We start from the raw sequence: 21,975 nt of genomic DNA, 5'->3' as shown, positions 1-21,975 counted from the left end.
CGTTCGCTACGGCATGCGCGTTCGGGACGTATCCACGACTTGCTCGTCCTTCATGCCCAATAGGGCGACGGACTCCGTGCCAGGCCGCCGCGTGGCTTTCCAGATCATCAGCAGGTGGTAGTAGAGCCGCGGGCTGAAGCCGAACCGGTACGCGTAGAGATTGCCGAGCGCGAGCTGCAGCCCGGCGCGCGCCTCGCGATTGCGCGCGAGCAGCGAGACCACGATCGGCACGAGGCGGCGCATGGCAAGCTTGCGAGCCGGTTCGAGTTCGGGCGGCAGCGCGAGGCTCTTAAGAAAGCGCCACGCCGAGATCGACGAGGCGTTGATGCTCGTGCGCGTCGCCTGGGATACCGAAACGTCGGTGATGCGATAGCACGAGACGTATTCGTTCACGTAGCACACGCGTTTTGCCGCCAGGCACAGGCGCGTGCCGAACACGTAATCGCAGCAGGTGCCGTAGTGGTCGTCGTAGCCAATGCGCTTGACGAGCGCCGCATCGGCGAGCCAGCCATTGTTGGGGAACATCTGCACGATACCCACGCGGCCCGGCGGGTGTTGCAGCCCCGCGGCGCTGGCCGTGCGCTGATAGGCGATGTTCATGCGTTCGCTAGCCGCGTGCATGATGCGCCCCTCGTGATCGGTTTCGTATTGATCGCCGAACGCCACTTCCAGATCCGGATAACGCTGCCACTGCGCGAGCAGCTTCTCGATGCAGTGCACGAGCAGGTAGTCGTCGTCGTGGATCAGGAGGATCTTGTCTCCGCTCGCCCGCTCGAAGAGGCTGGCCACGTTGGGCGCCTGGCCGAGCGCGGGCACGTTGCGCCGGTAGGCGATGCGCGGGTCGTCGCCGTAACGCGAGGCGATCAGTTGCTGCGTGCGATCGTCGCTCGAATCGTCGCCGATCACGATCTCGATGTTTGCATGCGTTTGCATGAGACACGATTCGATGCAGCGAACCAGCAGTTCAGGCCGGTTGTACGTCGGCAGGCAAATGGAGACCTTCGTTGTTGTCGTCATGGGCAGACCCCAGTGCTTGAGGGATACGGAGACGTCCGCAAAGGCGGGTTCGTAATACGAACTTCATCCGTTGGACATGACGGTAAATGAACAAAACGCGAAAGAAATTGAAAATAAATCGCAAGGAATGCGTTTTGCGCAGCGCGCCCCGCAGAACCCCCAATGGCGGGCATCCGCACAAAATGCCGACGTTCGATCTGATGAATCGGAAAGAAAATCCGGGCCGCAAAATAATGGGGAAGGCGTCGAGGATGGACTGAGTGCCGGAACACTCAGGTCATTCGCGTTAGCATTGGCGCTCCGCCTGAAACGACCGCTCGCATCCATGGCCTCCATCTCCTACGCCCACAAACCGCTCACGCCGTTTCGCCGTGCGCTCGCACGCTTCTCCCTCTCCGAACTCGCGAAATACACGAAACTCACGCTCGGCATGTGGATCGGCTTCGGCGTTCCGTACGCCTGCGGGTTTCCCGAGGCGGCGGTCGCGCTCTCCGGCTCGGCCATGCTCACGCTCGCGCTCGGCAGTTCCATCTCGGCGGCGCGCGGGTACTTCTACAAGCGCGTGATGTCGAACCTCGTGGCGATGCCGATCGGCACGCTCCTGATCTGGCTAACCGCGCCGCATCTGTGGCTGGGTGTGATCCTGCTGCCGCTCGTGATCTTCACGATCGTGCGCATCCGGCCTTCGGTGTTCCAGATGACGAGCATCACCGTGCCCATGACGCTCGTGCTCTACACGGGCGAGCACATACCGTTGCTGGAGCAGCGGCTGATCGGCGTGGTGCTCGGCATGCTGCTCGGCTTCATCATCCAGCAGATTGCCTTTCCGCCCGATCACGGCTTCTGGGCGAACACGCTCGTGAACGACGGCAACGCCCAGGCCGAAGCGTTGCTCACCGAGGTCGCAACGAAAACGCTGGACCGCGCGAAGCTGAAATCGGCGACGGCTGCGCTGCGGGTGTCGAGCAGCAATCTGAAGCAGGCGCACGATCTCCTCAAGTCGGACCTGGCGCAGTCGTGGGTGTCGGCGCATCTGAAGCGCAATCGCGATCGCCTGCCGCTGTTTTCGTGCTACCACGAGCTGTTCGACTCGATCGTCGGCTTCCTCGAAACGCTCGACACGTTCAACGCGCAATACGAGGCGCTCGATGCGCAATGGAAAGAGGCATACCGGCGCGGCCTCGCGCGCCTCGTGGACGTGCACCGGCAACTGGCTTCACAGGCCGACCTGCGGGTGGAACGCCCAGCTCTGCTCGTGGCGCCGTTGACGCGAGAGGAACTGCATGCGCTCGTCGAAGCGCTGCCCGCAACGGGCGTGTTCACGAGCGTCTATCTCGGGCATTTGACCGGCTACGGCATCCTGCTGAGCCGTTTGAGCGACATGCATACCGAACACTTGCGCAAAGCGTGATCGCCGCGCTTCTGGTGGTGATTCTCGTGCCGGGCGTGGCGCTCGGACTCGTGCAACTCATGCGTTGAATGCCTACCGCCCGGCGTGCAAGCGAGCGTCTACCCGTAATTGTCCTGGTGTGGGCGCGTCGCGCCAGTACGTGCAGCGCGGCGCACGCGCAGCGTCCCAACTGCTGTGCCTGCCGGCCTTGCGCGCCCGATTATTCGCGATCCGCGAATGACGTATTCGGGCGTTATCCGGTACTGATTACGCCGCGCTTGCGACTATCTTTGCCTCGTCGATGTCGACGGCGTCCTGCGAGCGTGCAGCGGTGCACGTCACGTCGAACACCGTTTTCGAACATGAGCGTGTGGCGCGGCATCCGGCCGGCCCAAGGAGACAGAGATGAAACCGAACACATGGGACACGGCCTACGAATGGAAGGCCGTAACGCTGCTGGCGCTGGGCTTCGGCCTCGTGGGCCTCGACCGCTGGCTAATCGCGCCGCTGTTCCCGTCCATCATGAAAGACCTCAACCTCAATGCGCAGGACGTGGGCAACTGCATCGGCATTCTCGGCCTTTCGTGGGGCGTGTTCGCGGCAGTCATGGGCGGCATCTCCGACAAGGTGGGGCGGCGCAAGGTGCTGATTCCCGCGATCATCGCGTTCTCGCTGCTCTCGGGCTTCTCGGGCCTCGCAGGCGGCTTTGCTAGCCTGCTGGCCGTGCGCGCGCTGATGGGCGTGGCCGAAGGCTCGTTCTGCCCGACCAGCTTCGCCGCCACAGCCGATGCCTCGCACCCGAAGCGCCGCGGCTTCAATCTCGGGCTTCAGCAAAGCGGCTTCGCGCTGTTCGGGCTCGCGCTTTCGCCGATCATCGCCACGCAGTTGCTGGGCGTGATGAACTGGCGCGGGGTGTTCGCACTCGTCTCGGTGCCGGGCCTGATTCTTGGCCTGCTGATGTACCGCGTGATCCGGGAGCCGCAAGGCGCGCCTGCGCGCAACGCGGGTGCGTCCGCGGCAAAGGCCGAACGCGGCCACTGGCGCGACGTGATCCGCAGCCGCAACATTCCCGTGGCGATGGTCGCGCTGTTCTGCGCCATGACGGGCGTGTTCGTGCTCGGCGCCATGCTGCCGCTCTATCTCACGCAGTACCTTTCGCTCGACATGCAGCGCATGGGCGTGGTGGCCTCGGCAATTGGCTTTGGCGGTTTCGTCGGACAGTTCGGCTTGCCGGGGCTTTCGGATCTGCTGGGCCGGCGCCTGGCGAGCGTCCTCGGCTTCCTGGGCACCGCTGTCATGCTGATCGTGTTTCGCGGTCTCGGCGCGCAGCCGCTCGCGCTCTTCGTGGTGCTGTTCGCGGCGTCGTTCTTCACGCTCGGCCTCGTTTCGCTGCTCTCGGGACCGGTTGCCACTGAAGCCGCGCCGGCTGGCATGGTCTCGACCTCGATCGGGCTCGTGGTGGGCGCGGGCGAAATCTTTGGCGGCGGCGTGGCGCCCGCGCTCGCCGGATTCGTTGCAGCGCATTTCGGTATCCAGAACATTTTGTGGCTGCCCATTGGCGCTGTTTTCCTCGGCGTGCTGGTGAGCCTCTTCCTCAAGGAAACCGCGCCCGCGAAGCTGCGGCGCAGCGAGGCCGCCGCCCCCGCCGCGCCATTGCCTGCAGCGGGGCAGGCCGAGTAGCGTGCGAGCGCTGTCCCTGTCGTCTTCTGCGGTTGCGCAGCCCGTGCAGGAGCGGCGCGGGCGACTGGGAGCGGGCCCTATACTTGGATGGCCCGAACCCGTGAAGAAGAGAGGAGCATGGACCGATTCCTGAGCATCGAAGCCTTTGTGCGCGTGGCGGAAACGAGCAGTTTCGCGGAAGCGGCCCGGCAACTCGGCGTGACCAGTTCGGTCGTGACGAACCGGATCCAGCAACTGGAGAAGTTCGTCAACGCACCACTCTTTCATCGCAGCACGCGGCACGTGCGCCTCTCCGAAGTCGGCGAGGCGTTTTATCGTGAATGCGCGGAGGTGGTGGGGCGCGTGAACGAGCTGACCGACCAGATGCGCGAACTGCGCGCCACGCCCACGGGCAGGCTGCGCATCCAGATATTGCCGGGTTTCGCGCTCGGCCATTTCGGCGCGCCGCTCGCCGAGTTCAACCGCCGCTATCCTGGCATCCAGCTCGATGTGATCGTCAACGACCGCGTGGTCGATCCGATCGAAGAAGGCTTCGACGTCGCTTTCCAGATTTTCCCGCCTATTTCCGATTCGCTGATCGAACGGCGGCTCTTTTCGGTGCGGCGGCTCTTTTGCGCCACGCCCGCTTATGTGGCAGAGCATGGCGCACCGCAGCATCCTCGCGAATTGCTGCAGCACACCACAGCACTCTATTCGGGCTATCCCTCGCGCAACCGCTGGACGATGGCGCGCGGCGACGAGGTCGTGGAGATCGAGTTGCCCGGCATGATCCGCTCGAACTCGGTGCATTTGCTGCGCGACTACGCGCTCACGGGCGGCGGCGTGGTGTGCCTGCCTACGCTCGTGGCGAGCGAGGCGCTCCTCAACGGCACGCTCGTGCCGATTCTTACCGACTACCACCTTTCGGCATTGAGCTTTGCAGCCGTGTATCCCTCCACGCAGCGTCAGGCCTTGAAAGTGAAGGCGCTGGTGGAGTTTCTGGCCGAGTATCTGGGCCCCGAGCCCGCGTGGGACGTGCCGCTGATCGAGCGCGGCTGGGTGCGCTAGCGCTTGCGGCGCTTGCGGCGATTGCCTGCCGCGATTGTTTGCGAAACGCGAATGCCGTAGTCGCCTGGCCGCTGGTTGTAGCCGACCCGCAGCGCTCCTAAAGTTGATTCCAACGACACCTTCCAAAACAGGAGACAGCCATGACCGATTCGACGTTCCACACCGTCTTCGGCTCGCTCGAGCAGTACCGCAAGGGCGAGATCGAAATCACGAGCGGCGACGCTCGCCACTATGTTTTCTCGAACGTCTTCGAAGTTGCCGCAAGCTCGGCGCCCTACGAGAAGGTCGTGGTCGGCAAGAACCTCGAATACGTGATCGAGGTGCTGCGCACCCAGGGACAGTCGCGCTGGTTCGCCTGCGCACACGATGAGTTCGTCATCCTGATGGATGGCGAAGTACGTATCGACTTCGTCAAGCTCGATACGCCGCTCAAGGACAGTAAGGGCACGGTCGACGCAGGCGAGCAGCCTGCAGGCCGCAAGATGGGCCACGTGGTGCTGCGCAGCGGGCATCAAGCGCTGCTGCCGGCAGGCTGTGCGTACCGCTTCAGCGCACAAAAGGCTGGCGTGGCGCTCGTGCAGACCATGGTCGGTGAACTGTCCGTCCAGAAGTGGGCTGATATCTGCCTGCACTGAACGCACACACGCCAACCCATCACTCGACTACTGGAGACACCAAATGGCCACCCTCGAAACCCTCGACCATTCCGCAGGCTTTGCCGCCGACACCGTACGCGCGAGCGAGCCCGACGCCGTGACCGGCTATCGCCGCTACACGCTCGGCGCCTTCGAATTTACGCGCGACGAATACTTCGTCAAAGTGCTGTGGCCCGCGAAGGGGCAGACCCGCACGCACGCCATCCCCGCCGACGCCTTCCTGCGCGCGATGATGCGCGACGTGGCCTGGGGTTTCTTCTACGGTTGGGTCAATTTCGACCACGTGTTCGGCACGCGCAACCACTACGGCAAGGTGGACGTGTATGCGGGCTCGTTCAACGGCATCATGAAGGATGCCGGTGTGGACTATATCGAGACCTTCGAAACGCCCACCATCATGGCGACCTTCAAGGCGATCCTGCACGACTGGACCAACGAAGGCTTCGACCCGTTCGCCGCGCCCGAGGAAACCGGCACCGCGTTCGGCCGCAAGCATGGCGAGAACGACGCCGCGATCGAGCGCACGCGCATCGCCACGCGCCGCATGCCGGGCCTCGAAGGCGACTCGCCGCTGCGCGACGACCTGCCCGTGAACCGCGCTTTCGCCGACGTGCCTCAGGACAGCCCCGAAGTGCACGCCGAGCCCGGTTTCGAGGGCGAGCTGCACGCGTTCAATCTCTTCAAGTACCTCTCGCGCTCGGACGTGACGTGGAATCCTTCGGTCACTTCGGTGTGCGGCCAGAGCCTGTTCTGCCCGACCACGGAGGAGTACATCCTGCCGGTCTTCCACGGCAACGACCGCGTGGAGTGGTTCCTGCAGCTCTCCGACGAGATCGTCTGGGACATCGGCGACAAGAACACCGGCGCGCCGCGCGCCCGCATCACCATGCGCGCGGGCGACATCTGCGCGATGCCCGCCGATATTCGTCACCAGGGCTATTCGACCAAGCGTTCGATGCTGCTCGTGTGGGAGAACGCGACCGCCGGTTTGCCCACGCGCTACGAGAGTGGCGAACTCAAGCCGTATCCGGTCGAGTTCTGAACGAGTTTCGCAGTTAGGCAGCAGCCTTAAGCATCAATCGAGGATTTACTCATGCAAACGCAATTGTTCATCGACGGCCGCTTCGTTGACGCCGTCGAGGGCGGCACCATCGACGTGCTCAATCCACACGACGGCTCGCTGATCACGAAGATCGCCGCAGCCACCGCCGCCGACATCGATCTGGCCGTGGCCGCCGCCACGCGCGCCTTCCCGCAGTGGGCGGCGATGCCGGCCGCCGAGCGCGGCCGCCTGCTGCTGCGTCTCGCCGACGCCATCGAAGCGAACGGCGAAGAACTCGCGCAACTCGAATCGCTCGACACCGGGCACCCGATCCGCGACTCGCGCACACTGGACGTGCCGCGCACGGCGGCGTGCTTCCGCTACTTCGGCGGCATGGCCGACAAGCTGCAAGGCTCGGTCATTCCGGTCGAAGCGGGCTTTCTCAACTATGTGCAGCGCGCGCCCATTGGCGTGGTGGGCCAGATCGTGCCGTGGAATTTCCCGCTCATGTTCACGAGCTGGAAGATGGGCCCGGCGCTCGCGGCCGGCAACACGGTCGTGCTGAAGCCCTCCGAAATCACGCCGCTTTCCACGCTGCGCATTGTCGAACTGATGGCGGAAGTGGGCTTTCCCGCCGGTGTCGTCAACATCGTGCCGGGCTACGGGCATGCGGCCGGGCAGCGGCTCGCGGAGCACGAGGGCGTGGGCAAGATCGCCTTCACCGGGTCGACGGCTACGGGGCGGCGCATCGTGGAGGCCTCGCAGGGCAACCTGAAGCGCGTGCAGCTCGAACTAGGCGGCAAGGGCGCCAATATCGTGTTCGACGACGCCAATCTCGACGCCGCCATCAATGGTGCGGCCTGGGCGATCTTCCACAACCAGGGGCAGGCCTGCATTGCGGGCTCGCGTCTGGTGCTGCACGAGCGCATTGCCGACGAATTTCTTGAGCGCTTCGTCGCGCTCGCCACTTCGATTCGTGTCGGCAATCCTTTGGACCCCGAAACAGAAATGGGGCCGCTCACCTCGCTGCAGCATCTGGAGCGCGTGAAGGCCTTCGTGGACGTGGCGCGCGAGCAGGGCGGGCGCGTCCTCACGGGCGGCAGCGTGCCGCAGGATCCCGCGCTCGCCAACGGCTACTACGTGCGCCCCACCGTGATCGAGGCGAAGACGCCGGACGATCGTATCGCGCAGGAAGAGGTGTTCGGCCCGTTCGCGACCGTGCTGCGCTTCAAGTCCGACCAAGAGGCACTCGCCATTGCCAACGGCACCGACTACGGTCTCGGCAGCGGCCTGTGGACGCGCGACCTCTCGCGCGCACACAGCATCGCGGGCAAGATTCGTGCGGGCATGTGCTGGGTGAACTGCTACAAGCGCGTGAATCCGGGCAGCCCGTTTGGCGGCGTCGGTCAATCGGGCTACGGCCGCGAAATGGGCTTCGAGGCGATGCACGACTACACGGAGGCCCGCTCGGTGTGGGTCAACGTGGACGCCCAGGTGCCGCCGCACTTCAAACGTTGAGGTACGTATGGATCGCTTCGTTTATCAGGGCTTGCCGTCGCGCGTGGTGTTCGGCTGGGGCAACCTCGCGCGGCTGCCCGAAGAAGTGGACCGGCTCGGCGCGCGCCGCGCGTTGATCCTCTCGACGCCCGAGCAGCGGCCGCTCGCTGAAGAAGTCGCGCGCCTGCTCGGCGAGCGCGCCGCGGGCATCCATGCCGAAGCGGTCATGCACGTGCCGGTGGAGGTCGCGCGTGCCGCGCGCGAGAAGGCGGCGGCACTGGACGCGCAGTGCTGCGTGGCCGTGGGTGGCGGCTCGACCATCGGCCTTGGCAAGGCCATCGCGCTCGAATCGGCGCTGCCGATCGTCGCCGTGCCCACCACCTATGCGGGCTCAGAGATGACGCCCATCTATGGGCTCACCGAAGGGCGCCTGAAAAAGACCGGGCGCGACCTGCGTGTACTGCCGCGCACCGTGATCTACGACCCGTCGCTCACCGTCTCGCTGCCCGCCGGCATTTCGGCGGCTTCGGGCGTAAACGCCATGGCGCACGCGGTGGAGGCACTCTATGCCGAGGACGCGAACCCGGTGATCAGCCTGATGGCCGAAGAATCGATTCGCGCGTTGGGCGAAGCGCTGCCGGTTGTCGTGCGTCGCCCGGACGACGCGGCGATGCGAAGCCGCGCGCTCTACGGCGCGTGGCTCGCGGGCAGTTGCCTCGCCGCTGTCGGCATGGCGCTGCATCACAAGCTCTGCCACACGCTCGGCGGCACCTTCAACCTGCCGCACGCGCAAACGCATGCGGTCATGCTGCCGCATACGGCGCACTACAACCACGCGGCCGCGCCAGAAGCGCTCGAGCGCGTGGCGCGTGCGCTCGGCGGCGCGCATGCGGACGAAGCCGGGCCACGGCTCTTTGCGTTGAATGAGTCGCTTGGCATGGCGCTGTCGCTCGAGGCAATCGGCATGCCCGAAGCGGGCCTCGACGAAGCGGCCGATCTCGCGTGCACGAATGCCTACCCCAATCCGCGACCGTTGGAGCGCGCGGCTATCCGTGCGCTGCTGCAACGGGCGTGGGAAGGCGCGGCGCCGCGCTAGTCGGGTGGCGCCACGCCGCGTGCGTGGCGCACACAACAATGGAAAGGAGACAACCATGTCGATACATGGCACCGAAGCCGAACGCGCCTTGACGGAACAGGTCGTGAGCCGCTTCGCGAACACACCCGACGCGCGCCTGCGCAAGCTGATGCAAAGCCTTGTGCGGCACTTGCACGCCTACGTGCGCGAAGTCGAGCCGACGGAGGCGGAGTGGTTCGCCGCGATTCGCTTCCTGACCGAGACGGGGCAGATGTGCGACGACGTCGTGCGCCAGGAATTCATCCTGCTTTCCGATACGCTGGGCGTCTCGATGCTCGTCGACGCGATCAATCACCGCTACGCTTCCGGCGCGACCGATACGACCGTGTTCGGCCCGTTCTACATCGACGGCATGCCGGAACGCGCCTATGGCGAGAACATGGCGTTCACGCCGGGTACGCCGGCGCTCGTGCATGGCCGCGTGCTGACGACCGGCGGCCAGCCCGTGGCGAATGCACTGCTCGACGTGTGGCAGACGGCGGACAACGGCATGTACTCGGGGCAGGACACCGAACAGCCGCACGGCAACCTGCGCGGCCGTTATCGCACCGACGCCGAAGGCCGCTACGCGATCCGCACCATCGTGCCCGTGTGCTATCCCATTCCGACCGACGGCCCGGTGGGCCGCATGCTCAACGCCACGGGGCGGCATCCGTGGCGGCCCGCCCATCTGCACTTCATGATCACGGCGCCGGGCCACAGCGCGCTCGTGACGCATCTGTTCAACCAGAACGACCCATATCTGGATTCGGACGCGGTGTTCGGCGTGAAGCCCTCGTTGCTCGTCGATTATCGCGAGCACGCGGCGGACGGCGCGGCCGCGCAGCAGTTCGGCTTCGAGGGCGGCTTTTGCGAGGCGCGCTACGACTTCGCGCTGGAGCGCGCATGAGACCGCACACGCGTTACTACGCCGTATTCGCCACCGACAAGCCCGGCATGCGCGACGTCCGCGAGCGCGTGCGTGCGGTGCATCGCACCTATCTGCGCGCGGCCTCGCAGCGCGGGGTGTTCGTGCGGCTGGGCGGTTCGACGCTCGCGCCGCATTGCGACGCGCTCAACGGCACGCTGCTCGTGATCGAGGCGGAAGGATACGACGACGTGATGCGCTTCGTCCGCGACGATCCCTATACGCTGGCGGGCTTGTTCGAACACGTCGAGATCCGGCCTTGGGACTGGAATCTTGGCAATCCTGAGCAAAGAGTGTGAGCCATGCTGACCGTGAGCCTGTGTTGCCTTGACGACGTGCCCGACGGCGGCGCGCGCGTGATCGACGCCGCGCTGGCGGGGCGGCCGGTCGTCGTCGTGCGGCGGGCCGGTGAAGTATGGGCGTACGCGAACCGCTGCCCGCACTTCTCGGTGCCGCTCGACTACGAGCCTGGCCGTGTGCCGACGTATCGCGCACAGGTGATCATGTGCGCGCATCACAGCGCGTTGTTTCGCTTCGAAGACGGGCAGTGCATCGAAGGCCCGTGCGCCGGCGCGAAGCTCGATGCCATTCCCGTGTGGCTCGACGCGCAGTCCAACGTCGTGGCGCATTGCGGCGGCGCCTGACTGTCTTCCACGCACGGGGGATCGATGCTCGCGCTGAGTCCGGCATCGGATTGGACATGGCGCAAGAACAGTGCGAGAAGTTCAGGCCGCAGCCCGTCGCCGCGCTGAGCGGCGAGCGCGTGAAGGGGGAGGAGCGGAGCAAGCGGTGACATGATTCGACTCCCTATGTGAAACGTTGCGTTGGTGGCGCGGTCAGGCCCGCTTGATGAGCCCGAGCTGCGTGAGCGCGGTTACGCCGTCGTCGAGCCCGATCTCCTCGACGATCCTGCCGTCTTTGAGGCGCAACACCGTCGTGCCGGTGAAATGCATCTTGCGGCCGCTCGCCGCCGGCAACGATCCCGCGAGAAAGTCCCCGAACGCCGGGCCCGAATGGGTGCCGCCGCCTTCCCACTGACCCACCACGAACTCGCCTTCGGCGATGAGGCCGGCGGCGCCCCAGAAGTTCAGATCGGGGAATGCCGCGCGAAAGCCGGTCATGAACGCCTTGATGTCTTCGCGTCCGCGGCGCGGCTCGTGCAGCGAATACTTGAGCAGCATGTCCGGCGCGGCTAGCTCGTCGACGACGCTGAGGTCGCAGGTTTCGCCCCAGAAACGCGTGAACCAGCGGCCAACGATCGCCTTGTTGTCCTCTTCCATCGACATGTTCGACTCCTTGCTGATCTCGATTCATGGCGAAGCAGGATTGCTCCGCCTGAAATGAACGATATCGACCGGCAAACCGCGCAGATACCCGTTTCTTGCCGTGACATTCGTGTGGCATTCACGCGGTGGCGCGCGCCGAATTAGAGCGCAACATTCGGATCGGAACGCGCGACTCGTAGGCGTATCGTGGGTCTGTAGGCGAGATCGGCGAAAATGCCGCTTGCGAAAGGAGGGACACACGCGATGAAAACCGGAGCCATGCGGGCAGAGAAGCCGGAATCCGGAACATATGACTGGGTCGAGATCGAGCGATCACTCGACACGCGCGGCTATGCCGTCCTGCCCCGCGTGCTCAGGCCCGAGCAGTGCGCGCAGCTTGCCGCCCTGTACGCGAGGGACGATGGCTTTCGCTCGCGCATCGTCATGGCGCGTCACAATTTCGGGCGCGGGGAATACAAGTACTTCGCGTATCCGCTGCCGTCGCTGCTTCAGCGGTTAAGGCATGCGCTCTATCCGTACCTCGCGCCTATCGCCAACCGCTGGAACGGGCAACTGGGGATCGACACGCAGTACCCGGCCGATCTCGACGCCTTTCTCGATCAATGTCACCGCGCGGGGCAAACGCGCCCGACACCGCTCATCCTCGCATACGGTCCGGGCGACTATAACTGCCTGCACCAGGACCTTTACGGCGAGCACGTGTTTCCGCTGCAGGTGGCGATGCTGCTCTCACGGCCCGGCGTCGACTTCGAGGGCGGCGAGTTCGTGATGACGCAGAGCGCGTCGAACGGTCAATGCGCCGAAGTGATTCCGCTGGAGCAGGGCGACGCGGTGCTGTTCACCGTCAACCAGCGGCCGGCTGCGAACCGGCGCGGCGGCACGCGCCGGGTCGCCATGCGGCACGGCGTGAGCGTCGTGCGCAGCGGCAAGCGTCATACCGTCGGCCTGATTTTTCACGATTCACGTTAGCGCGCGCACGACGCGAAGGAACGCATCATGCAACTGTTTCTCAGCCATATCGAGTCGCCGCTCGGCGACCTCATGCTGGTGAGCGATGCGCAGCAGCGGCTGCATGCGCTCGAATTTTCCGATCACCGCTCGCGCCTGCATCGTGGTTTGCGCGGACGCCACGGCAGTGCCGAATTGATCGACGCCGTCGCGCCGGCTTCGATTGCCGACGCCATGACGCGCTATTTCTCGGGCGAATTGAACGCGCTCGATCCTCTTCCGGTCGTCATGGCGGGTTCGGACCTGGAAGAAAAGGTCTGGGCCGCATTGCGCCAGATTCCGGCTGGCAGCACCACCAGTTACGGCAAGCTCGCAAAAGCGTTGGGATTCGAAGACCCGCGCGCGGCGATCGACATCGGCGCGGCGAACGGCGCAAATCCCATCGCTATCGTCGTGCCGTGCCATCGCGTGATTGCCAGCAACGGCGAGTTGAAGGGCTACGCCTGGGGCCTGCATCGCAAGCGCTGGCTGCTCGAACACGAGAAGGCGATTCCCGCCACGTGCGAGCTTCCGCAGACGGCAACGCTCCCAGGCTTTTGAAACGAATATGTCCTCGCCCATGACTCTATCTGCCGACACGTTCGATAAGCTGGATTGGAGCGCAATCGCCGCGCAACTGGACAGCGAAGGCTATGCGGTACTGCCTCGGCTAGCCGGCACGGAGGAAGCCCGCATGCTCGCGCGCGAGGCCCTTGCCTCGAACGCATTGCGCCGCGTTTCGCTGGATTCGCTCGATCTCGGCCGTGGCGATTTGCTGTATTTCGGCGCTGCTCTGTCGCAGCCATGGGCGCAATGGCGTGCGGACCTCTATCGTCAGTTGGCGCCCATCGCCAATCGATGGAACGAGATGCTTGGCATGCTTTATCGATTCCCGGAGGATCTGGATGCATTTCTGGAGCGCAACCGGCGAGCGGGGCAGACCCAGGTGCAGTCGCATTTGAACCAGCTAGGCACCGACGACTATCTGGCGCTCCATCAACGCAGTGAAGGTGAGCACGTATTTCCGCTGCAAGTGGTCGCCTTGCTCTCGGCGCCGGGGAAAGACTTCACGGGCGGCGAACTGGTACTGACGGAGCAACGTCCGCGCATGCAGTCGCGCCCGACGGTCGTTCCGCTCGGGTTGGGCGACGCGGCGATCATCGCCACGGCCCAGCGGCCATTCAAGGGCAGCAGCGCGTATTACCGGGTGAACGTTCGGCACGCCATCAGCCGCGTGCGCAGCGGCGAGCGCATTGGCGTCGAGTTGTCGTTCCACGAAGCGCCGCAAGCGGCAAACGATCAACGCGCGTTCGATCTCAACACCTGATCTCTGCCGCGCAGTCGCGCTGAGGCGCGCGCAGGTCTGCAAATCCGGCGCGGCAGATGCAACTAACTGTCAAGCCTGCCAACCCCCGACCCGCGCCGCGCCGCGGCGGCATCGATTCGCCTTCATGCGATGCACATCGCCCAGGGACTTCCCTTAAAAAGATTTTATCGACTATTTATCGATAAATCGTCGTGATAGATTCCCGGGCTGAATCGGGCGCAATGGGGAAGCGCGCGCCCGCGCTGTCGTGTCCACGAGACCGGCGGAAAGACATAAGGCGGAGGAGAGATGCTGGTTTTGATAGGGGTGCCGATCGTGGTGATCGGCTTCGCATTGCGCCTGAACGCGCTGCTCGTCGTGACCGCGGCGGGCATCGCAACGGGGCTTGCGGGCGGGCTGCACACGGTCGAGATCGTCAGCGCCTTCGGCAAGGCGTTCGCCGAGGTTCGCGGTCGTGGCCGCCTACACTTTCGGCATGGCCCTCTTCACGATGATCATGGGCAACGCGTTCGCCGCCTTTCCGGTGATGACCGCCGGCATCGGCCTGCCGTTGATCGTGCATCAGTTCCACGGCAACCCGGCGATTCCTGGCGCGATCGGCCTGCTCTCGGGCTTCTGCGGCACACTGATGACGCCGATGGCCGCGAACTTCAACATCGTCCCCGCGGCGCTGCTCGAATTGAGCGACAAGAACGGCGTGATCAAGGCGCAATGGCCGACCGCCGTGCTGCTGCTCGTCGTCAACACGCTGCTGATGTACGCCTTCGTTTTCCGGTTCTGATGAGCTCACGATGACCACACACCTCACCGCTGCCCATGCCTCGAAGTTCGCCTCGCTCGCGCTTGCCCACCTCACGCGCGAGTACCCGAACAAGCTGACTCACTCCCTCGACGGCCCGCAGGACGTGCAGGGCCCGCGCGCGCTGCACCCGGTCTTTTATGGCAGCTACGACTGGCATTCGTGCGTGCACGGTTACTGGCTCGTGCTGCATCTGCTGGAGCGCTTTCCCGACTTGCCCGAGGGGCCGCAGATCGTCGCCGTGGTCGACGAGCACTTCACGCCCAAGAAGATGGCCGGTGAGATGGCCTACCTCACGCTCGCGCACAACCGCGGTTTCGAGCGCCCTTATGGCTGGGCGTGGCTGCTCGCGCTCGCGGCGCAGGTCGAGGCGCTGGTTGCGTCGATGAAACTGCCGCAGGCCGCGCGCTGGCAGGCGGCGCTGGCGCCGCTCACCGACTGGTTCGTCGAGCGCTTCGAGGAATTCCTGCCGAAGGCGACCTATCCGTTGCGTGTGGGCACTCACTTCAATACGGCGTTCGCGCTCACGCTCGCGTACGACTTCGCGAAAGCCACCTCGCGTCCGGCGCTGGCGACGCTGATCGAAGACACCGCCACGCGCTGGCACGCGAACGACGCGAGCTGCCAGGCGTGGGAGCCGGGCGGTGACGAATTCCTCTCGCCCGCGTTGAGCGTGGCCTTGCTGATGAGCCGCGTCCTGCGCGCGCAGGATTTCGAGCCGTGGTTCACGCGCTTTTTGCCCAACCTCGCGGTGCAAGAGCCGGTCACGCTCTTTACGCCGGCCACCGTCACCGACCGCAGCGACGGCAAGATCGCCCACCTCGACGGGCTCAACCTGAGCCGCGCGTGGTGTCAGCGCTCACTTGCACGCGCATTGCCCGAGGGCGACGCACGCGCGGCCGTCCTCAACGAGGCCGCGCAATTGCATCTGGCCAACGCGCTCGATCACGTGGCCGGGGACTATATGGGCGAGCACTGGCTCGCCACCTTTGCGACACTCGCGCTCGAAGCATGACAAAAGCATGAAACAGGTGGGGCGCGCCGTGTGCGCGTGCTCCACGCCGCTTTCCAGACTGAAGATTTACGCGCCCGCGGTCGATATAACGGGCTGAAGCCCCGAGCCGCCGCCGGAATCTGCTGCGCATCGGCCGGCTCGGGACGTCGAACCCATTCAGGTCTGGAAGGTATGCAAGTAGAGAAATTCATGACGAGCCGTGTCGTCACCATCGGTTTCGACGACACGCTCGCGACCGTGCGCGAGATCTTCGCCGAGGCGAGCTTTCACCATCTGCTCGTGGTCGAAGAGGGCAAGCTGCAAGGCGTCGTCTCCGATCGCGACCTGCTGCGCGCGATCAGCCCGTTCATCGACAGCGTGGTCGAATCCGCGCGCGACCTCGGCACGCTCAACAAGCGCGTGCACCAGATCATGAGCCGCAAGCCGCTCACGCTGCGGCCCGAGTCGAGCCTCTCCGACGCCGTGGCCCTCTTTCTCTCCAACAAGATTTCGTGCATCCCCATCGTGGATGCCGAATTTCGCCCCGTGGGCATCGTGAGCTGGCGCGACGTGCTGCGCTATCTCGTGCCGATGGACGAGGGCGAGGCGGGTGCAGCGCAAGCCAGCGCGTGATGCGGATTGACTCGCACACATCCCACATATTGGTCTGTATGACGAAGTGTGGCTAACGGTCGTACTTCTTTGCTGCGAACCATAAAGTTCGCAACCTCTCCTGCCGTTGTTATGTACTGGGCGCTTAAACAGCCTGGACGCCTGGGCTGCACTGGGTAAGCGCACCGGAACATTCGATAAAAAACGACTGGGACACGCGCGGCCTCCAGAGCCGCGCGCCCCACGTGAGAGAGACCAGGAATGCTTCACAAGCTGTCGATACGCGCAAGCCTGACCCTGATGATCGCCTTCTTCGGCATCGTCCTGATCGTCGGCGCCGCCACAGGACTCCTGTCGATGCGAGCGGGCAACGAGTCGCTGCGCACCATGTACACCGTCAATACGCCCGCAGTCGCCGACCTCGAAGGCAGCGCCGGCCAGTTGCTGCGTCTGCGCCTCGCGCTCGCCACCAACGCATCGCTTTCCGATCTCGGCGACCACGATGCCGCGGACGCGGTGCTCAAGCGCTACGACCAGTACCTGAAGAACTCGAACGAGCGTCTGGACCACTATCTGTCGATTGCGAGCGGAGAAGGTGAGGCGCAGGATCTCATCGCCGACATGCAGGCCAGGCGCAACAGCTTCCTGCACGATGGCGTCGAGCCGGCGCTGGCGGCGCTCAAGGCCGGCGACAAGACCGCGTTCCAGGAACTGCAGGGCCACAAGCTGCCGTCGCTCTACAGCAGCTACGAGAAGGCGATGCTCGTGCTCGAGAAGCGCCAGATCGACCTCGGCGCGCAGCGCTACCAGGAAGCGCAGGACCGCTTCAATGCGGTGAGCATCGCGGTGGGCGTAGGCATGGTGCTCTCACTGCTGTTCGCGTGGATTGGCCGCGCGGCGCTCATGCGCGCGATCGTGCATCCCGTGGACGCGGCCATCGCGCAGTTCCAGCGCATCGCCGCCGGCGACCTGAGCGGCAGGGTGCAGACGACGAGCAACAACGAAATGGGCCGCCTGCAGGCCGCGCTGCGGCAAATGCAGGATGCACTCATCAAGACCGTCAGCAGCGTGCGCGAAGGCGCGCTGTCGATCGACAAGGGCGTGAGCGAAATTGCCGCGGGCAATACGGATCTTTCGCAGCGCACCGAGGAGCAGGCTGCCTCGCTCGAGGAAACGGCAGCGAGCATCGAAGAGCTGACCTCCACCGTCAAGCAGACCGCCGAAAACGCACGCCAGGCCAGCACGCTCGCCCAGGGTGCATCCGGCCTCGCCGCGCAGGGCGGCGCGCTCTCGCGCGAAGTGGTCGGCACGATGCAGGACATCGTGGGCGACTCGCGGCGCGTGGGCGAGATCGTCGGCGTGATCGAGGCCATTGCGTTCCAGACCAACATTCTCGCGCTCAACGCGGCCGTGGAAGCGGCGCGTGCGGGCGAGGAAGGGCGCGGCTTCGCGGTGGTGGCGAGCGAAGTGCGCTCGCTCGCGCAGCGCAGCGCCGCGGCAGCCAAGGAGATCAAGGAACTGATCGAGTCGTCGACCTCGCGCGTGGAGACCGGCGCGGGCCTCGTCGAGCGCTCGGGCTCGACGATGAGCGAAATCGTCGAAGCGATCGCGCGCGTCAGTGCGATCATGAACGAGATCGCATCGGCTGCTGCGGAGCAGAGCACGGGCATCGATCAGGTCAACGTCGCCGTTGGACAGATGGACCTCGTGACCCAGCAGAATGCGGCACTCGTCGAGCAGGCAACGGCCGCGGCTTCGTCGCTCGAAAACGAAGCGCACCGGCTCAACGCCGCGGTTTCGGTGTTCCGCACCGGTCGCGCGGAGTAACGCGCACGCTGCATGGTGTGTTCGCCGGTTATAGTCGTGCATTCACGACTGCGGACTTCCAGCACCATGCAGCTTCTCGATCACGTTTCGATCGGCGTGCCCGATCTCGACGCAGCGCGCCCCTTCTACGATGCGATCATGAATGCGTTGGGTGCGCTCAAGGTCTACGACCGCCCCAACGCGCTCGGCTACGGCGAGCGTTGCGACGCAGCCGAAACGCAGTCGTCGTATCTTTCCATCTATCTGGATGCCAGCGCCATCGAGCCGAACAAGCGGCACTGGTGCTTCAAGGCCGCTACACGCTCGCAGGTCGATGCGTTCCATGCAGCGGGTGTCGCGGCGGGCGGCCGCCCGGATGGCGATCCGGGCTTGCGGCCGCACTATCACGCCGACTATTACGCCGCCTTTCTCATCGACCCGGCCGGCAACCGGGTCGAGGCCGTGTGCCATACGGCATCGGCCTGAGTTTGCGCATCACGTCAGGCGTGGGAGATTGGCGAAATGACAGGCACTGGCAAATACTGGTTTCGAGCCAAACGTTATGGCTGGGGGTGGGGTCTTCCGCTCACCTGGCAGGGTTGGTTGGTGCTGGCCGTGTATGTCCTGTCGATCTGTCTGGTCGCCGTTTGCTTTGAACCGCATGGGCATCCGTTCGCATTTACGGGGCTCGTGATACTCGTCACGCTCGCGCTTTCGGTGGTCTGCTGGCTCAAGGGCGAGCCGCCTCGCTGGCGCTGGGGCAAGGAGCGCGAGTAAGCGTCTCGTTTCCAGGGGCGTAGTGTGCTGCTTAAGTTGTCCTGAAGGGGAAAGCCATGGCACGAGCAAAGCAAACCGGCAGCGCCGCGCTGCTTGGCACATGGAAGCTGCAATCGTTCACCACCGAAGATCTGGCCACCGCAGAAAAGACCGATTTGTTCGGCGCTCATCCTTGCGGCTATCTCCACTACGGCGCCGACAAGCGGATGTATGCGATTCTGCTCGAGGAGAACCGCACCGCACCAGCCGATCTCGTGCCAACCGACGCCGAGCGCATCGCGCTTTTCAATGGCTCGTGCGCATACGCGGGGACGTGGAGCATCGAGGGCGACCTGGTGAGCCACCACGTCGACGCATCGTGGAACGAATCATGGACGGGGACGATTCAGTTGCGCCGTTTCAGAATCGACGGCAAATCCCTGCACATGACGACGCTGCCCGCCCGCAACCCGGTGACGGGTAAGGAATGCATTTCCGCACTGGTGTGGGTGAAGGTCGAATAGACGGCACCGTTCAGCGATCGCGAACGTGCGCGAGGTGCTGCGCGTTGTGTCCGCAGCCGCGCGGGGAACCGCATTTTCTTGCCGCTTTGCACCATGAAATCAGCACGTGATCAGTATGTTACCTGTCATCGTTTGTACCGATTGAGCGCGCAAAGGCTGGTGATACCGTTGTGGGCACATTCTTCAAAGCCGCAATGTAGCGGGCAGATGTTCCTCAGCGATCCTGGCGAATCGGAGATGCATGATGTCCAGTAACGGCGTGTGGCGAAACCTTCATCGCGTAGCGGCGACGGGTATGGTGGCAGCAGGGCTGGGCCTCGCGGCCGGCGCGCATGCCGCGGGGGACCCGATCAAGATCGGCGTGATCAGCGAGGAGTCCGCGGTGGCGGGCGCCTCGATCAGCAAGGCGGCTCAACTCGCCGCGGACGAGATCAACGCGAGCGGCGGCGTGGATGGCCGGCCCATCCAGATCATCGCGTATGACGACCACTCGTCGGCCTCGGACGGCGTGCGCGCGTTCCAGCGCGCCGCGACCCAGGACAAGGTGGTCGCCGTGATCGGCAGCTATATCAGCAAAGTGGCGCTCGCCATGGAACCCTGGTCGGCGCGCCTGAAAATGCCCTTTATTACGCCGGGCGCTGCGAGCAACGATATTTCGAAGCACGTTCACGACGACTACGACCACTACAAGTACACGTTCCATGGCTGGATGACGTCGGCGTTCATCGCGCAGTCGATCTGCGATTTTTCACACGATATTCTCGTCGGCCAGTTCAAGATGAAGTCGACGGTCGTGATGAGCGAGGACGCGGCATGGACCAAGCCGCTCGACGAGCGCTTCATGGAATGCCTGCCCAAGGCCGGTCTCAAGGTGCTGGATCATATCCGCTTCAATCCGGATACTTCGGACTTCACACCAATTTTCAACCAGATCGAGGCGAAGCACCCCGATACGATCACCACGGGCATCAGCCACGTGGGCGTGCAGCCGACGGTGCAATGGCACGATCAGCAGGTGCCGATCCCGATGTCGGGACAAAGCTCACAGGCCACGACCACGAGCTTCTGGAAGGACACGAACGGCGCGACGGAGGGCGTGATCACGGCTTCCGCCGCGGCGCCGGGCGTGGCGATCACGCCGAAGACGGTGCCCTTCGCGGATGCGTACCAGAAGAAGTTCGGCGTATCGCCTGCGTATTGCGGCTTCTCGACCTATGACCTCGTGTACATCCTCGCGGATGCGATCAAGCGCAACAAGGGCTCGACCGATCCGGACCAGATGGTCGCCGCGCTCGAGAAGACGGATTACGTAGGCACGATCGGGCGCTGGCAGTTCTACGGCAAGGACGACCAGTTCACACACGCGCTGAAGTACGGCCCGGGCTACATCACCGGCATCAACCTGCAGTGGCAGGGCGGCAAGCAGATCGCGATCTGGCCCAAGTCCGTTGCGAACGGCAAGGTCAAGTTCCCGACCTTCATCAAGCTCCAGCAGGCTAGCGCGAACTAGGGCCCGTTCACGCTAATAACAGGCCCTGGTCGTAGTGCGTCGCGCCGTGCGGCCCTTCGTTTGACGATGGGCCGCACGGCGCATGTTGCGACAGACCAACCCACATGAAAGGCCGGACATGCTGCTCCTGCAGATCCTCATCGACGGCTTTGCCATCAGCTCGCTCTACGCGCTCGGCGCCATCGGCTTCACGCTGATTTTCGGCGTCTCCGGCATATTGAATCTCGCGCACGGCGGCGTGATGCTCGTCGCGGCGCTGATGGGCTGGATGCTCGCGGGCGAAGCGGGCCTCGGCACCTACCTCGGCACGCTGCTAGGCGTGGTCGCCGGTCTCGTCACGGCTTATGTCACCTATCTGATGGTGGTGCGGCCTATCCAGCGTTCCGCCGCGATTCCGGCCGAAGAGAAGGAAATCTTCGTGCTCACCGGCACCTTGCTGTGGGGCATCATGATCCAGCAGGGCATGGCCTGGCTGTTCACCGACAACCCCGTGACGATGCGCCCGCTCATCAGCGGCGTGGCGATGATCGGCAGCGTGCGCGTGCCGTTCAACGAGATCATGATCGCCGTGGTTTGCTGGGCAGTGATCGGCCTCCTGTGGCTGTTCGTGAATCGCACGCGCGCGGGCAAGGCGCTGCTCGCGGCCTCGATGAATCCGCGCGGCCTCACGCTGCTCGGCTTCGAACTCTCACGCATCTATCTACTCGCGTGGACCATCTACGGCGTGCTGGCGGGCATTGCAGGCGTGCTGCTGGCGTCGTTCCTCGGCGTGAGTACGAACAATGCCGGTCAACTCACGGCGAGCGCGTTCTCCATCGTCGTGCTGGGCGGCCTCGGCAGCGTTTCCGGGTCGTTGATGGCCGCGTATGTGGTCGGCTATCTGGAGACCGTCACCGCGTATCTCGTCGCGCCGACGCTGCGGCCGCTTCCGGCGTTGCTGCTGCTGGTGCTCGTCGTGTATGTGCGGCCCCAGGGCTTCCTGGGCCGTCGCTAACCGAGCGAA

Annotated in this window: 23 protein-coding genes and 2 pseudogenes; 23 read left to right on the top strand and 2 right to left on the bottom strand. The window is 64.6% G+C overall.

The window, feature by feature from the left end; translation table 11 throughout:
- Positions 1-6 precede the first annotated feature (6 nt).
- Positions 7-1,017, bottom strand: a complete 1,011-nt coding sequence (locus M3I56_RS06500; RefSeq protein ID WP_254353059.1) for a glycosyltransferase family 2 protein — start codon at positions 1,015-1,017, stop codon at positions 7-9.
- 325 nt (positions 1,018-1,342) lie between these two features.
- Here M3I56_RS06500 and M3I56_RS06495 point away from each other — a divergent pair, with 325 nt between their 5' ends.
- The 10 genes from M3I56_RS06495 to M3I56_RS06450 all read left to right on the top strand — a co-directional run bounded on the left by M3I56_RS06495 (position 1,343) and on the right by M3I56_RS06450 (position 11,015).
- Positions 1,343-2,428, top strand: coding sequence for an FUSC family protein (locus M3I56_RS06495; protein WP_254353058.1), 1,086 nt, complete (start codon positions 1,343-1,345; stop codon positions 2,426-2,428).
- Positions 2,429-2,812: 384 nt separating this feature from the next.
- Complete coding sequence (locus tag M3I56_RS06490; RefSeq protein ID WP_254353057.1) at positions 2,813-4,087, top strand: MFS transporter; 1,275 nt, start codon at positions 2,813-2,815, stop codon at positions 4,085-4,087.
- A gap of 117 nt (positions 4,088-4,204) precedes the next feature.
- Positions 4,205-5,134, top strand: coding sequence for a LysR family transcriptional regulator (locus M3I56_RS06485; protein ID WP_254332789.1), 930 nt, complete (start codon positions 4,205-4,207; stop codon positions 5,132-5,134).
- Between the two features lie 140 nt (positions 5,135-5,274).
- Positions 5,275-5,769 (top strand): hydroxyquinol 1,2-dioxygenase, encoded by a 495-nt coding sequence (locus M3I56_RS06480; protein ID WP_254353056.1) that lies wholly within the window; start codon positions 5,275-5,277, stop codon positions 5,767-5,769.
- Positions 5,770-5,812: 43 nt separating this feature from the next.
- Entirely contained in the window at positions 5,813-6,832 is a 1,020-nt protein-coding gene (locus M3I56_RS06475) for a hydroxyquinol 1,2-dioxygenase (protein ID WP_254353055.1), read from the top strand.
- Positions 6,833-6,883: 51 nt separating this feature from the next.
- A complete protein-coding gene (locus M3I56_RS06470; protein WP_254353054.1) occupies positions 6,884-8,350 on the top strand; it encodes an aldehyde dehydrogenase family protein in 1,467 nt (488 codons plus the stop codon).
- A 7-nt stretch (positions 8,351-8,357) separates the two neighbouring features.
- Positions 8,358-9,425 carry a maleylacetate reductase gene (locus M3I56_RS06465; RefSeq protein ID WP_254353053.1) on the top strand — a complete coding sequence of 356 codons (1,068 nt, stop codon included), beginning with the start codon at positions 8,358-8,360 and terminating at the stop codon, positions 9,423-9,425.
- A 55-nt stretch (positions 9,426-9,480) separates the two neighbouring features.
- Positions 9,481-10,353: an intradiol ring-cleavage dioxygenase gene (locus M3I56_RS06460; RefSeq protein WP_254353052.1), complete on the top strand. Its 873-nt coding sequence runs from the start codon at positions 9,481-9,483 to the stop codon at positions 10,351-10,353.
- Positions 10,350-10,670, top strand: a complete 321-nt coding sequence (locus M3I56_RS06455) for a YciI family protein (RefSeq protein ID WP_254353051.1) — start codon at positions 10,350-10,352, stop codon at positions 10,668-10,670. The genes M3I56_RS06460 and M3I56_RS06455 overlap by 4 nt, the downstream gene beginning before the upstream one ends.
- Before the next feature lie 3 nt (positions 10,671-10,673).
- A complete protein-coding gene (locus M3I56_RS06450) occupies positions 10,674-11,015 on the top strand; it encodes a Rieske 2Fe-2S domain-containing protein (RefSeq protein ID WP_254353050.1) in 342 nt (113 codons plus the stop codon).
- 192 nt (positions 11,016-11,207) lie between these two features.
- Here M3I56_RS06450 and M3I56_RS06445 read toward each other — a convergent pair whose 3' ends face one another.
- Positions 11,208-11,657 (bottom strand): ester cyclase, encoded by a 450-nt coding sequence (locus tag M3I56_RS06445; RefSeq protein WP_254353049.1) that lies wholly within the window; start codon positions 11,655-11,657, stop codon positions 11,208-11,210.
- Between the two features lie 243 nt (positions 11,658-11,900).
- On the opposite strand from M3I56_RS06445, the gene M3I56_RS06440 reads away from it, so the two are divergent.
- From M3I56_RS06440 to M3I56_RS06380, 13 genes and pseudogenes are all read left to right on the top strand, one after another.
- On the top strand, positions 11,901-12,626 hold the full coding sequence (locus M3I56_RS06440; protein WP_254353048.1) for a 2OG-Fe(II) oxygenase: 726 nt from the start codon (positions 11,901-11,903) through the stop codon (positions 12,624-12,626).
- 27 nt (positions 12,627-12,653) lie between these two features.
- Positions 12,654-13,205 carry a methylated-DNA--[protein]-cysteine S-methyltransferase gene (locus tag M3I56_RS06435; protein ID WP_254353047.1) on the top strand — a complete coding sequence of 184 codons (552 nt, stop codon included), beginning with the start codon at positions 12,654-12,656 and terminating at the stop codon, positions 13,203-13,205.
- Between the two features lie 19 nt (positions 13,206-13,224).
- A complete protein-coding gene (locus M3I56_RS06430) occupies positions 13,225-13,971 on the top strand; it encodes a 2OG-Fe(II) oxygenase (RefSeq protein WP_254353046.1) in 747 nt (248 codons plus the stop codon).
- 288 nt (positions 13,972-14,259) lie between these two features.
- A pseudogene (locus tag M3I56_RS06425) lies at positions 14,260-14,430 on the top strand (5-oxoproline transporter, DUF969 family subunit); the annotation flags it as partial.
- A pseudogene (locus M3I56_RS06420) lies at positions 14,417-14,752 on the top strand (5-oxoproline transporter, DUF979 family subunit); the annotation flags it as partial. The pseudogenes M3I56_RS06425 and M3I56_RS06420, both read left to right, overlap by 14 nt.
- Positions 14,753-14,762: 10 nt before the next feature.
- Positions 14,763-15,785: a DUF2891 domain-containing protein gene (locus M3I56_RS06415; protein WP_254353045.1), complete on the top strand. Its 1,023-nt coding sequence runs from the start codon at positions 14,763-14,765 to the stop codon at positions 15,783-15,785.
- A gap of 171 nt (positions 15,786-15,956) precedes the next feature.
- Positions 15,957-16,397 carry a CBS domain-containing protein gene (locus tag M3I56_RS06410; protein WP_254353044.1) on the top strand — a complete coding sequence of 147 codons (441 nt, stop codon included), beginning with the start codon at positions 15,957-15,959 and terminating at the stop codon, positions 16,395-16,397.
- 240 nt (positions 16,398-16,637) lie between these two features.
- The gene (locus M3I56_RS06405; RefSeq protein WP_254353043.1) at positions 16,638-18,203 is read left to right on the top strand and encodes a methyl-accepting chemotaxis protein; all 1,566 of its coding nucleotides are present in this window, start codon (positions 16,638-16,640) and stop codon (positions 18,201-18,203) included.
- A gap of 66 nt (positions 18,204-18,269) precedes the next feature.
- Positions 18,270-18,668, top strand: coding sequence for a VOC family protein (locus M3I56_RS06400; protein WP_254353042.1), 399 nt, complete (start codon positions 18,270-18,272; stop codon positions 18,666-18,668).
- A gap of 36 nt (positions 18,669-18,704) precedes the next feature.
- Positions 18,705-18,959 carry a hypothetical protein gene (locus M3I56_RS06395; protein ID WP_254353041.1) on the top strand — a complete coding sequence of 85 codons (255 nt, stop codon included), beginning with the start codon at positions 18,705-18,707 and terminating at the stop codon, positions 18,957-18,959.
- Between the two features lie 56 nt (positions 18,960-19,015).
- Entirely contained in the window at positions 19,016-19,462 is a 447-nt protein-coding gene (locus tag M3I56_RS06390; RefSeq protein WP_254353040.1) for a lipocalin-like domain-containing protein, read from the top strand.
- Positions 19,463-19,706: 244 nt separating this feature from the next.
- Positions 19,707-20,972: an ABC transporter substrate-binding protein gene (locus M3I56_RS06385; RefSeq protein WP_254353232.1), complete on the top strand. Its 1,266-nt coding sequence runs from the start codon at positions 19,707-19,709 to the stop codon at positions 20,970-20,972.
- A 118-nt stretch (positions 20,973-21,090) separates the two neighbouring features.
- A complete protein-coding gene (locus M3I56_RS06380; protein ID WP_028204494.1) occupies positions 21,091-21,966 on the top strand; it encodes a branched-chain amino acid ABC transporter permease in 876 nt (291 codons plus the stop codon).
- The last annotated feature ends 9 nt before the right edge of the window (positions 21,967-21,975 follow it).

Source organism: Paraburkholderia sp. CNPSo 3281 (assembly GCF_024206515.1).
In the GTDB taxonomy this organism is placed as follows: domain Bacteria; phylum Pseudomonadota; class Gammaproteobacteria; order Burkholderiales; family Burkholderiaceae; genus Paraburkholderia; species Paraburkholderia nodosa.
The sequence above is the reverse complement of the archived record's forward strand: the minus strand, read 5'-3'. Positions and strand labels throughout refer to the sequence as shown.

What these genes read in the sequence shown, in the direction of transcription:
- M3I56_RS06490 (WP_254353057.1), top strand. Translation starts at nt 2,813, where the DNA reads ATGAAACCGAACACATGGGACACGGCCTACGAATGGAAGGCCGTAACG.
- M3I56_RS06480 (WP_254353056.1), top strand. Translation starts at nt 5,275, where the DNA reads ATGACCGATTCGACGTTCCACACCGTCTTCGGCTCGCTCGAGCAGTAC.
- M3I56_RS06430 (WP_254353046.1), top strand. Translation starts at nt 13,225, where the DNA reads ATGACTCTATCTGCCGACACGTTCGATAAGCTGGATTGGAGCGCAATC.
- M3I56_RS06445 (WP_254353049.1), bottom strand. Translation starts at nt 11,657, where the DNA reads ATGTCGATGGAAGAGGACAACAAGGCGATCGTTGGCCGCTGGTTCACG.
- M3I56_RS06465 (WP_254353053.1), top strand. Translation starts at nt 8,358, where the DNA reads ATGGATCGCTTCGTTTATCAGGGCTTGCCGTCGCGCGTGGTGTTCGGC.
- M3I56_RS06380 (WP_028204494.1), top strand. Translation starts at nt 21,091, where the DNA reads ATGCTGCTCCTGCAGATCCTCATCGACGGCTTTGCCATCAGCTCGCTC.
- M3I56_RS06460 (WP_254353052.1), top strand. Translation starts at nt 9,481, where the DNA reads ATGTCGATACATGGCACCGAAGCCGAACGCGCCTTGACGGAACAGGTC.
- M3I56_RS06450 (WP_254353050.1), top strand. Translation starts at nt 10,674, where the DNA reads ATGCTGACCGTGAGCCTGTGTTGCCTTGACGACGTGCCCGACGGCGGC.
- M3I56_RS06500 (WP_254353059.1), bottom strand. Translation starts at nt 1,017, where the DNA reads ATGACGACAACAACGAAGGTCTCCATTTGCCTGCCGACGTACAACCGG.
- M3I56_RS06440 (WP_254353048.1), top strand. Translation starts at nt 11,901, where the DNA reads ATGAAAACCGGAGCCATGCGGGCAGAGAAGCCGGAATCCGGAACATAT.
- M3I56_RS06470 (WP_254353054.1), top strand. Translation starts at nt 6,884, where the DNA reads ATGCAAACGCAATTGTTCATCGACGGCCGCTTCGTTGACGCCGTCGAG.
- M3I56_RS06475 (WP_254353055.1), top strand. Translation starts at nt 5,813, where the DNA reads ATGGCCACCCTCGAAACCCTCGACCATTCCGCAGGCTTTGCCGCCGAC.
- M3I56_RS06405 (WP_254353043.1), top strand. Translation starts at nt 16,638, where the DNA reads ATGCTTCACAAGCTGTCGATACGCGCAAGCCTGACCCTGATGATCGCC.
- M3I56_RS06400 (WP_254353042.1), top strand. Translation starts at nt 18,270, where the DNA reads ATGCAGCTTCTCGATCACGTTTCGATCGGCGTGCCCGATCTCGACGCA.
- M3I56_RS06495 (WP_254353058.1), top strand. Translation starts at nt 1,343, where the DNA reads ATGGCCTCCATCTCCTACGCCCACAAACCGCTCACGCCGTTTCGCCGT.
- M3I56_RS06395 (WP_254353041.1), top strand. Translation starts at nt 18,705, where the DNA reads ATGACAGGCACTGGCAAATACTGGTTTCGAGCCAAACGTTATGGCTGG.
- M3I56_RS06410 (WP_254353044.1), top strand. Translation starts at nt 15,957, where the DNA reads ATGCAAGTAGAGAAATTCATGACGAGCCGTGTCGTCACCATCGGTTTC.
- M3I56_RS06455 (WP_254353051.1), top strand. Translation starts at nt 10,350, where the DNA reads ATGAGACCGCACACGCGTTACTACGCCGTATTCGCCACCGACAAGCCC.
- M3I56_RS06390 (WP_254353040.1), top strand. Translation starts at nt 19,016, where the DNA reads ATGGCACGAGCAAAGCAAACCGGCAGCGCCGCGCTGCTTGGCACATGG.
- M3I56_RS06415 (WP_254353045.1), top strand. Translation starts at nt 14,763, where the DNA reads ATGACCACACACCTCACCGCTGCCCATGCCTCGAAGTTCGCCTCGCTC.
- M3I56_RS06485 (WP_254332789.1), top strand. Translation starts at nt 4,205, where the DNA reads ATGGACCGATTCCTGAGCATCGAAGCCTTTGTGCGCGTGGCGGAAACG.
- M3I56_RS06435 (WP_254353047.1), top strand. Translation starts at nt 12,654, where the DNA reads ATGCAACTGTTTCTCAGCCATATCGAGTCGCCGCTCGGCGACCTCATG.
- M3I56_RS06385 (WP_254353232.1), top strand. Translation starts at nt 19,707, where the DNA reads ATGTCCAGTAACGGCGTGTGGCGAAACCTTCATCGCGTAGCGGCGACG.